Annotated in this window: 9 protein-coding genes and 1 pseudogene; 6 read left to right on the plus strand and 4 right to left on the minus strand. The window is 67.9% G+C overall.

What is annotated here, in order from left to right; translation table 11 throughout:
- Positions 1-90 precede the first annotated feature (90 nt).
- The 3 genes from RT551_RS16160 to RT551_RS16170 all read left to right on the plus strand — a co-directional run bounded on the left by RT551_RS16160 (position 91) and on the right by RT551_RS16170 (position 3,002).
- Positions 91-783: a glutathione S-transferase gene (locus RT551_RS16160; protein ID WP_313460537.1), complete on the plus strand. Its 693-nt coding sequence runs from the start codon at positions 91-93 to the stop codon at positions 781-783.
- 37 nt (positions 784-820) lie between these two features.
- Positions 821-2,386, plus strand: a complete 1,566-nt coding sequence (locus RT551_RS16165; RefSeq protein ID WP_313460539.1) for a protein adenylyltransferase SelO family protein — start codon at positions 821-823, stop codon at positions 2,384-2,386.
- Positions 2,387-2,462: 76 nt separating this feature from the next.
- Positions 2,463-3,002: an adenine phosphoribosyltransferase gene (locus tag RT551_RS16170; protein ID WP_313460541.1), complete on the plus strand. Its 540-nt coding sequence runs from the start codon at positions 2,463-2,465 to the stop codon at positions 3,000-3,002.
- A gap of 191 nt (positions 3,003-3,193) precedes the next feature.
- Here RT551_RS16170 and dbpA read toward each other — a convergent pair whose 3' ends face one another.
- Both dbpA and RT551_RS16180 read right to left on the minus strand, forming a co-directional pair.
- Positions 3,194-4,570, minus strand: a complete 1,377-nt coding sequence (gene dbpA / locus RT551_RS16175; protein WP_311190960.1) for an ATP-dependent RNA helicase DbpA — start codon at positions 4,568-4,570, stop codon at positions 3,194-3,196.
- A 16-nt stretch (positions 4,571-4,586) separates the two neighbouring features.
- Positions 4,587-5,663 (minus strand): YeiH family protein, encoded by a 1,077-nt coding sequence (locus RT551_RS16180; RefSeq protein WP_313460543.1) that lies wholly within the window; start codon positions 5,661-5,663, stop codon positions 4,587-4,589.
- Between the two features lie 106 nt (positions 5,664-5,769).
- On the opposite strand from RT551_RS16180, the gene RT551_RS16185 reads away from it, so the two are divergent.
- Together RT551_RS16185 and RT551_RS16190 are read left to right on the plus strand one after the other, a co-directional pair.
- The gene (locus RT551_RS16185; RefSeq protein ID WP_313460551.1) at positions 5,770-6,615 is read left to right on the plus strand and encodes a LysR family transcriptional regulator; all 846 of its coding nucleotides are present in this window, start codon (positions 5,770-5,772) and stop codon (positions 6,613-6,615) included.
- A 36-nt stretch (positions 6,616-6,651) separates the two neighbouring features.
- Positions 6,652-8,538 carry an ATP-binding cassette domain-containing protein gene (locus RT551_RS16190; RefSeq protein ID WP_313460545.1) on the plus strand — a complete coding sequence of 629 codons (1,887 nt, stop codon included), beginning with the start codon at positions 6,652-6,654 and terminating at the stop codon, positions 8,536-8,538.
- A gap of 113 nt (positions 8,539-8,651) precedes the next feature.
- Here the strand turns inward: RT551_RS16190 and RT551_RS16195 are convergent, their stop codons facing one another.
- Both RT551_RS16195 and RT551_RS16200 read right to left on the minus strand, forming a co-directional pair.
- Positions 8,652-9,113 carry a cytochrome c gene (locus RT551_RS16195; protein WP_313460547.1) on the minus strand — a complete coding sequence of 154 codons (462 nt, stop codon included), beginning with the start codon at positions 9,111-9,113 and terminating at the stop codon, positions 8,652-8,654.
- Positions 9,114-9,121: 8 nt separating this feature from the next.
- On the minus strand, positions 9,122-9,520 hold the full coding sequence (locus RT551_RS16200; protein WP_313460548.1) for a c-type cytochrome: 399 nt from the start codon (positions 9,518-9,520) through the stop codon (positions 9,122-9,124).
- 203 nt (positions 9,521-9,723) lie between these two features.
- Here RT551_RS16200 and RT551_RS16205 point away from each other — a divergent pair.
- Positions 9,724-9,909, plus strand: a pseudogene (locus RT551_RS16205) (efflux transporter periplasmic adaptor subunit); the annotation flags it as partial.

Genomic DNA, 9,909 nt, shown 5'->3' on the forward strand with positions numbered 1-9,909 from the left:
CACAACGCCGGAAGCGCAAGCTTCCGGCGTTTTTGTTTGTGCGTTCATCGGCGCGCAGTAGCATGAAGGTTTGCCGTTGCGGACCTGCTGATGATCAAGGTGCACCATCTGGACCACTCCCGTTCCCAGCGCGTGCTGTGGATGCTGGAGGAGCTGAATCTTCCGTATCAGGTCGTGCGCTACCAGCGTGACCCCAAGACCTGGCTGGCCCCGCAGGCGCTGCGCGATCTGCATCCGCTGGGCAAGTCCCCGGTGGTGGAGGACGACACCCTGGTGCTGGCCGAATCCGGTGCGATCCTCGAATACCTCGTGGACCGCTACGACAGTGCGCGCCAGTTCTCGCCCGAGCCGGTGCCGCTGCAGTCCCCTGAGCGCCTGCGCTATCGCTACTGGATGCATTACGCGGAAGGCTCGGCGATGCCGCCGATGGTGATGTCGCTGGTGTTTGCCCGCCTGCGCAAGGCTCCGATGCCGTTCTTCGCCCGTCCCATTGCCCGTCAGATCGCTGACAAGGCGCTGAAAGGCTTTGTCGGCCCGCAGATCAAGCTGCATCTGCAGTGGATGGAGCGCGAGCTGGGCAACACGCCCTGGTTTGCGGGTGAGCGCTTCACTGCTGCCGACATCCAGATGAGCTTCCCGCTGCAGGCGGCTGCGGCGCGTGGCGGCGACCTGTCGGCGTATCCGCGCCTGCAGGCGTTCCTGGAGCGGATCGCGCAGCGCCCGGCCTACCAGCGTGCGCAGGCCAAGGGCGGTGCGCTGGACCTGGCCGCCGGCGCGGCCTGAACTTGCCTGCCGCGTCGAGCGGCCCCATCTGTCTGGCATGACCACGCCCACTCTTCAGTTCGACAACCGCTTCCTGCGTGACCTTCCCGGCGACCCGGTGGAGGGACCGGCACTGCGTGAGGTGCGCGGTGCGGCGTGGTCGAGCGTGCTGCCCACGCCGGTGGCCGCGCCGCAGCTGCTGGCGTACTCGGCAGAGATGGCCGAACGGCTGGGTTTCGGCGCGGACCTGCTGGAGAGCCCCGACTTTCCGCGTGTGTTCGGTGGCAATGCGCTGTATGCCGGCATGCAGCCCTGGGCGGCCAACTACGGTGGGCATCAGTTTGGGCACTGGGCCGGACAGCTCGGCGATGGCCGCGCGATCTCGCTGGGTGAGCTGGTCACCGCGCAGGGGGAGCGCTGGGAACTGCAGCTGAAGGGTGCCGGTCGCACGCCGTACTCGCGTGGGGCCGACGGCCGCGCGGTGCTGCGCTCGTCGATCCGTGAATTCCTGTGCAGCGAGGCCATGCATCACCTGGGGGTGCCGACCACGCGTGCGCTGAGTCTGGTCGGTACCGGCGAGGCCGTGGTGCGCGACATGTTCTACGACGGCCACCCGCAGGCCGAGCCCGGTGCGGTGGTGTGCCGGGTGGCCCCCTCGTTCCTGCGCTTTGGCAGTTTCGAACTGCCCGCGTCGCGCGCTGACCTCGACCTGCTGCGGCAGATGGTCGATGCCTGCATCGCGCGTGATTTTCCGGAGCTTGCCGGGGCAGGGCAGGACCGCGATGCGCGCTGGTTCGCGCAGGTCTGCGAACGCACCGCGGTGATGGTGGCGCACTGGATGCGGGTCGGCTTCGTACACGGCGTGATGAACACCGACAACATGTCCATTCTGGGGCTGACCATCGACTACGGTCCGTATGGCTGGGTGGAGGACTACGATCCGGACTGGACCCCCAACACCACCGATGCGCAGGGCCGCCGCTATCGCTTCGGCACCCAGCCGCAGGTGGCGTACTGGAACCTGACCCGGCTGGCGCAGGCCGTGGCCCCGTTGTTCGACGACGTTGCCCCCCTGCACGAGGGGCTGGCGGCGTTCCAGGCCACCCATGCGCGCTGCGAGCGCGACGACTTGGCGGCGAAGTTCGGGCTCGCGACGTGCCGCGATGACGATCTGGCGTTGATGGCACAGTGGCGGCAGCTGCTGCAGGACGGGCAGATGGACATGACCCTGGCGTTCCGCGCGCTGTCGTCACTGAACCCGGCGGATCCCTCGGTGGCGGTGCTGGACGAGGCGTTCTACAGCCCGGAGCGGCGCGAGGCGGTGTTGCCGGCGCTGCAGGATTGGCTGCAGCGGTACGCCGCGCGCGTAAGTGCTGATGGGCTGGACCCGGCCGCGCGCCGCGCCGCCATGGACCGGGCCAACCCGCTCTATGTGCTGCGCAACTGGTTGGCGCAGGAGGCGATCGAACGGGCCGAGCAGGGTGACCTGGGGGGCGTGCATTCCCTGCAGGCGCTCTTGCGGCGTCCTTACGACGCTCAGCCAGGGGCTGAGCGCTACGCGGCGAAGCGCCCGGACTGGGCCTTGAACAAGGCCGGCTGTTCGATGCTGTCGTGCAGTTCCTGAACCCGTGCGGGCCAGTGGCCGGCCCGGGCAAAGGGCTGGCGCGGTACCCTATGCCACCCTTCGCGGTACCTGAGCCATGACCGATTCCACCGCCGCCGTGCCCGCCTGGGCCGGTCGCCTGCGCGACATCGCCGATTTCCCCAAGCCGGGCATCCTGTTCAAGGACATCATGCCGCTGCTGGCCGATGGGCCGGACTTCGCTGCCGCCATTGATGCCATGGTCGCGCCGTGGCGTGAGGCGAAGCTGGACGCGGTGATGGGCATCGAGTCGCGCGGTTTCATCCTGGGGGCGGCGATGTCGCGGGTGCTCGGCGTGGGCTTCGTGCCGGTGCGCAAGCCGGGCAAGCTGCCCGGCCGTACCCTGCGCCAGGACTACACGCTGGAGTACCGCACCGACAGCATTGAAGTGCATGCCGACGCGCTGCCGGCCGGCGCGCGGGTGCTGGTGGTGGATGACGTGCTGGCCACCGGCGGCACGTTGCTGGCGGCGTTGTCACTGGCGCGGCAGTTGCAGGTGGAGGTGCTGGGCGCGGCGGTGCTGGTGGAGCTGGCCGGCCTGGGCGGACGCGAGCGCTGGGAGAGCGACGTGCCGCTGGTGGCGAATCTGGTGTATTGAGGCGTCCGCGAACGCAGGATCATGGCTTTGACACGCATGGCGTTTGTACGTGCGCAGGATGATGGCGTTGACACGCAGGGCGTGTCACTACGATCCTTGGTCGCCTGGTTTTGGTGGTCGCCCGATTCCGTTTTTGGTCGGGCGACCTGTAGGGACACGCCATGCGTGTCCTCGCGGTCCATCAACGCCGATTACATCTTGCGAACGCGGAACCGACGGCCCTTGATCTTGCCGGCTTCCAGGCGCGCAATCGCCTTGCCGACGTGCTCGCGTGCAATCGCCACATAAGACCGCGTGGGATAGATATCGATCTTCCCGATTACCTTCGCCGACAACCCGGCCTCGCCGGTCAGCGCGCCCAGGATGTCGCCGGGACGCAGCTTGTCGGTCTTGCCGCCGTCAATGCGCAACGTCTGCATCGCCGCCTGCGGCAGCACTGCCGGGCGCGCGGTGGCCAACGGCGTCTTCTGCCAGTCCAGCGGGGAACCCTGCGCCGCTTCCAGCGCATCGGCGCGGTTGCGCTCACGCCCGGTGACCAGGCTGATGGCCAGGCCGGTAGCCCCGGCGCGACCGGTACGGCCGACGCGGTGCTGATAGGTTTCGATGTCGGTGGGCAGCTCGTAATTGATCACCGCTGCCAGGTCCTGCACGTCCAGCCCGCGCGCAGCCACGTCGCTGGCAACCAGCACATTGCAGCTGCGGTTGGCAAAGCGCACCAGCACCTCGTCACGGTCGCGCTGTTCCATCTCACCATGCAGCGCCAGGGCGGAGAACCCGAACTGCTGCAGCGAGTTGGCCACTTCGTCGACGTCGCGGCGGGTGTTGCAGAACACCACTGCCGATTCCGGCGTGTACTTCAGCAGCAGCCCGGCCAGCGCCTTCTGCTTGCTGCTCAGGTCGACTTCGCAGAACAGGTGGCGGATCGCCGGCGCGTGGTCGGCACCTTCCACGGTGACTTCCTGCGGGTCGCGCAGCAGGTCGCGCGCGATCTGACGGATCTCGTCAGGGAACGTGGCCGAGAACAGCAGGGTCTGGCGGTCCTTGCTGGTACGTCCGGCGATCTCGCGGATGGGTTCTTCAAAGCCCATGTCGAGCATGCGGTCGGCTTCGTCCAGCACCAGCGTGGTCACACCGCCCAGCTTGAGCGCGCGCTTGCGGCCCAGTTCCTGGATGCGGCCCGGGGTGCCCACCACCACGTGCGGGTCATGCGCTTCCAGCGAGGCCAACTGCGGGCCCAGCGGCATGCCGCCGGTGAGCACCACCAGCTTGAGGTTCGGAATGCCGGTGGCCAGCTTGCGGATCTGCTTGCCGACCTGGTCGGCCAGTTCGCGGGTCGGGCACAGCACCAGCGCCTGCGCGCGGATCACCGCCGGGTCCAGTTTCTGCAGCAGGCCCAGCCCAAAGGCGGCGGTCTTGCCGCTGCCGGTGGGAGCCTGGGCGATCACATCGCGGCGCTCGAGGATGGCCGGCAGGCTTTGCGCCTGCACCGGCGTCATGCGGGTATAGCCCAGCGCGTCGATGCCCGCTGCCAGCGAGGCCGACAGGGGCAGTTCGGAGAATTCGTTCATGCCACATTCTACCCGATCACCCCAGCAGCGCCTGCACACCCAGGTTCACGCCCAGCCCGCCCAGCAGCAGCCAGGCGAACAGCAGCAGTGCCAGCAGCAGCGGTTTGAGCCCGGCCTGGCGCAGCGCCGAAACATGCGTGGTCAGGCCCAGTGCGGCCATCGCCATCGCCAGCAGCAGCGTGTCCAGCTGCACCAGCGCCTGCACCAGCCCCGCCGGCAGCCACTGCAGTGAGTTGAATGCCGCCACCGCAACGAAGCCGAACGCGAACCACGGCACCACGATCCGCGCGCGCGGCGCGTCCGGCGTGCCTGCCCGGGTTCGGGCCAGTAGCAGCGATACCACCACCAGCGCGGGGGCCAGCAGCATCACCCGCACCATCTTGGTGATCACGGCAGTGTCGGCCGCAGCCGGGCTGATCGCGCCCCCGGCGGCGACCACCTGGGCTACCTCGTGAATCGTCGAGCCGGCAAACACCCCATAGGCGTGCTCGCTGACCGGCAGCAGGGCATGGCTGAGATTGAGCTGATACAGCAGCGGATAGGCCAGCATCGCCAACGTACCGAACACCACCACGGTGGACACCGCCACCGTCACCTGCTCGGCACGTGCACGGAGCACCGGCTCGGCGGCCATCACCGCCGCCGCGCCGCAGATCGCGCTGCCGGCACCGATCAGCAGCGCGCTGCTGCGCTCCAGCCCGAACAGCCGGGTACCGGCCCAACCGCCCAGCAGCAGCGTGCTGGCCACCATCACCGCGTCGATCAGCAGGCCCGCGATGCCGACCTGGCCGATGTCCTGGAAGGTCAGGCGCAGCCCATACAGCACGATGCCCGCACGCAGCAGCCACTGCTTGGAAAAGCCCACGCCGGCCCCCGCGTGGACGGCCAGGCGTGGATACAGCGTATTGCCCAGCAGGATGCCCAGCGCGATGGCCAACGTCAGGGCGCTCAGGCCGTGGGCCTGCAACGCCGGCTGATCGCCCAGCACCAGCGCCACCACTGCCACCGTGGCGGTCAAGGCCAGGCCGGGCAGACGTGACTGCCAGCGCTGGCGCAACGACAGGGGCGCGGGCAGGGCGGAGGTTGCGTTCACGGCGAGCACTCGGTCAGTGGAGGACCCATCCAGACTGCGCCCGCGTTCATTACCTGTAAAACGACTAATATTGTTATGACTTACCTGAAAAGCAGGTTGAAACATGCTGCGTCTGACATTGCGGCAATGGCAGGTGGTGGTGGCCGTCGCCGATGCAGGTAGCACCACCGCAGCCGGGCAGGTGCTCGGGCTGTCCCAGTCGGCGGTCAGCGCGGCCCTGAACGAGCTGGAACACCAGCTGCCCGACCCGTTGTTCGACCGGGTCGGTCGCCGCCTGCTGCTCAACGCGCACGGGCGGGCCCTGCTGGATCCGGCGCGCGCCCTGCTGCTGGCGGCGTCCACGCTGGAACAGAGTGCCGAAGCCCGCCCGCTGCAACTGCGTGTCGCCGCCAGCACCACCATCGGCAACTACCTGCTGCCCGCGCGGGTGGCGGCGCTGCAGGCGCTGCAGCCGCACACCCGGGTAGACCTGCACATCGGCAACAGTGCCGACGTGGTCGAGCAGGTGCAGCGGCTGGAGGTGGATATCGGCCTGATTGAAGGCCCGTGCCACGCCAGCGGACTGCAGGTGCAGCCCTGGCAACGCGACGAACTGGTGATCGTGGCGGCGGCGTCAGTGCCGGCCCGGATGACGACGGATGCGCTGCGCAGCGCCCGCTGGCTGCTGCGCGAACCCGGCTCGGGGACGCGCGAGGCGGTGGAGCAGGGCCTGCTGCCGCACCTGCATCACTTCGCCGACAGCATGCAGCTGGGCAGCAGCGAGGCGATCAAGCAGGCGGCAGCCGCCGGCCTGGGCCTGGCCTGCCTGTCGCGGCATGCGGTGGCCGACCTGCTGGCCCTGGGCCGGCTGCAGATGGTGCAGACCGGGCTGCCGCCACTGTCGCGACAGCTCTGGAAGGTGCAGCATCCGCGCCGGCCGTTGCCGGCTGCCCTGGACGACTTGCTGCGCTAGGCGACGGCAGCGGGTGCTCGCGCTTACAATGGTCGGATGCCTCTGATTACTCTGCAGAACGTCGACTTCAGCGTCGGCGGCCCGTTGTTGCTGGAAAAAGCCGAATTGTCGATCGAGCCGGGCGAACGTATCGCCCTGATCGGTCGCAACGGTGCCGGCAAATCCACCCTGCTCAAACTGCTGTCCGGCGACCACAAGCCCGATGACGGCGAAGTCCGCGTGCAGCAGGGGGTGCGGGTCACCCGGCTGGAACAGGAAGTGCCACACGGCGCCGCCGGCAGCGTGTTCGATGTGGTGGCCGATGGTCTCGGCGAACTGGGCCAGTGGCTGGCGGAGTTCCATCACCTCAGCCATGCCGAGGTCTTCGACGGCGACGCGCTGGGCGCGGTGCAGGCCAAGATCGATGCCGCCAACGGCTGGGGACTGGATCAGCGGGTTGAAGAAACCCTGACCAAGCTGGAACTGGATGGCGAGGCCGAATTCGGTCGGCTTTCCGGCGGCATGAAGCGTCGCGTGCTGCTGGCGCGCGCGCTGGTGTCCGCGCCCGACCTGCTGCTGCTGGACGAACCGACCAACCACCTGGACATCGAAGCCATCGACTGGCTCGAAGCCTTCCTGAAAAGCTGGAGCGGCAGCGTGGTGTTCGTCACCCACGACCGTCGCTTCCTGCGCGCGCTGGCCACCCGCATCGTCGAGATCGACCGCGGCCAGGTCACCAGCTGGCCGGGCGACTGGGCCAACTATGAGCGTCGCCGCGAAGAACGGCTCAACGCACAGGCGCAGGAGAACGCGCGCTTCGACAAGCTGCTGGCGCAGGAAGAAGTGTGGATCCGCCAGGGCATCAAGGCCCGGCGTACCCGCGACGAAGGCCGCGTGCGCCGCCTCAAGGCGATGCGCAACGAGCGTTCGCAGCGCCGCGAGATGAGCGGCAACGTCAAGATGGAAGCGGCGCAGGCCGAGAATTCCGGCAAGAAGGTCATCGACGTCAAGGATATCTCGTTCGCCTTCGGCGAGCGCTGCATGGTCAAGGACTTCAGCACCACCATCCTGCGTGGCGACCGCATTGGCCTGATCGGCCCCAACGGCAGCGGCAAGACCACGCTGCTGAAACTGCTGCTGGGCGACCTCACGCCCGATAGCGGCGAAGTGGTGGCCGGCACCAATCTGCAGATCGAGTATTTCGACCAGTACCGTGCGGTGCTGCGCGAAGACTGGACCGCGATCGAGAACGTGGCCGAAGGCCGTGACTTCCTCGAATTCAACGGCAAGCGCAAGCATGTGCATGCCTACCTGCAGGACTTCCTGTTCACCCCCGAGCGCGCGCGTGCGCCGATCACCCGCCTGAGCGGCGGCGAGCGCAACCGGCTGCTGCTGGCCAAGCTGTTCGCGCAGCCGTCCAACCTGCTGGTGATGGACGAACCGACCAACGACCTGGACGTGGAAACGCTGGAGTTGCTGGAAGAGCTGCTGGCCGACTACACCGGCACCCTGCTGCTGGTCAGCCACGACCGTGACTTCCTCGACAACGTGGTGACCTCCACCATGGTGATGGAAGGCGAGGGCGTGGTGGGTGAGTACGTGGGCGGGTACAGCGACTGGCAGCGTTATGCCGCGCAACGCGCTGCGCAGACAGTTGCCCCGGTGGCGGCCAAGCCGGCCACTCCGGTACCGGCTGCCGCCGTCGCCGCGCCGGCAACGCCGGCCAAGCGCAAGCTCAGCTTCAAGGACCAGCGCGAACTGGAACAGCTGCCGGCGAAGATCGAGCAGCTGGAAAAGGACGTGGAAGGGCTGACCGCCGCCATGAACGACCCCGCGTTCTACCAGCGCAGCGCACCGGACATGGCCGCGCACACGCAGAAGCTGACCGCCGTGCAGACCGAGCTGGATGCCGCGTACAAGCGGTGGGAAGAGCTGGATACCTGAAGCGGCGTAGAGCCACGCCCTGCGTGGCTGCGACCGTGTCAGACACCGCGAAGCCACGCAGGGCGTGGCTCTACGGGGCGGTTCAACACCGCGAAGCCACGCAGGGCGTGGCTCTACTTCAACCCGTGCAGATCCCGCAGCTGGCTCGGCCGCGAACCGAAATACGCGGCCAGGTCGGCAATATCCTGATCGCTCAGATCAGCAGCCTGCGGCGTCATCAGCGCATGCTCGCGGTCGCCGGCCCGGTAGGCCTGCAACGCATGCGCCAGATAATCCCCGTACTGCCCACCCAGCTTCGGATAGGTCGGGTCGATCGGGTTGTTGCCGTCGGCCCCGTGGCAGTCGATGCAGCTCTGGTTGGTCGCCTTGCCCTTGACCTGGGCACGCGCCTCACCGGCGGCAATACGACCGGCAGGCAGGCCGGCGGACGAGCTGGAGCCGTGTTCGCCACTGGCATGGCCAGGGTCGGCGGCGGAATCTGTGCTGTTCTCAACCTGCGACTGCGAACAGGCAGCCAGCAGCAGGGCAACGGACAGAGCGATGGCGTGACGCTTGAAGGGCGCGGCTTTCGTCATGAGCGTGCTTATTTGGCGGTGGACAGGTAAACAGCGAGATCGGCGATCTCCTGTTCGCTGAAACTCATCGACTGCGCCTGCATCGTCGGATGCCGGCGCTTGCCCTGGCGGTACTCGGTCAACGCCTGGGTCAGGTACTGCGCCGACTGCCCGCCAATCTTGGGCACCCGGTAACTGGGGTAGGCGTTCTTGTAGCCGGTGATGCCATGGCAGCCCTGGCAGGTATAGGCCAGGGTGCGCCCGTTGTCGAAGTTCCCGGAGGGAGCGGCAGGGGCGGCCGGTGCGGCGGCCGGAGCCGGGGCAGCGGGTACGGCAGGAACAGCAGAAGCAGGTGCGGCCTGGGCGGCAACCCCGAGGGGCAGGAGGACGGCCAGAGCAAGACAAGCGGCGAGCGGCTGCGGGCGCATGATGTCTCCGGTAAACGGGTTCTGGTCGTTCCGGCGTGGGGTACGGAACTGCCCGGAGTATAGCCTGCGTTTTCATCTAGCTGAAATCGGAGCGCCTTCAAGCCTGTCTGCGGTCACCATGACCTTTGGGATATGGTGTTGTCGTGACGTGGTGCATTACTTTGCTACCACACCTGCCCACGCACCTCCTCAGGGACACGACGATGTCGCGACTTTCTTTCCTGCCCGGCCGCACCGGAACCTGCGCCGCCGCGCTGCTGATCACCACCACCTTGCTGCTGAGCGGCTGCGGAGCCGGCGGCCCTGCCGACGCCCAGGCGGCCGAGAGCAAGGACCCCAAGGCAGAGAAGGCCCCCGAGGCGGTGCCGGTCGAGGCAGTGGCGGCCAGC

Source organism: Stenotrophomonas sp. (assembly GCF_032103445.1).
In the GTDB taxonomy this organism is placed as follows: Bacteria; Pseudomonadota; Gammaproteobacteria; order Xanthomonadales; family Xanthomonadaceae; genus Stenotrophomonas.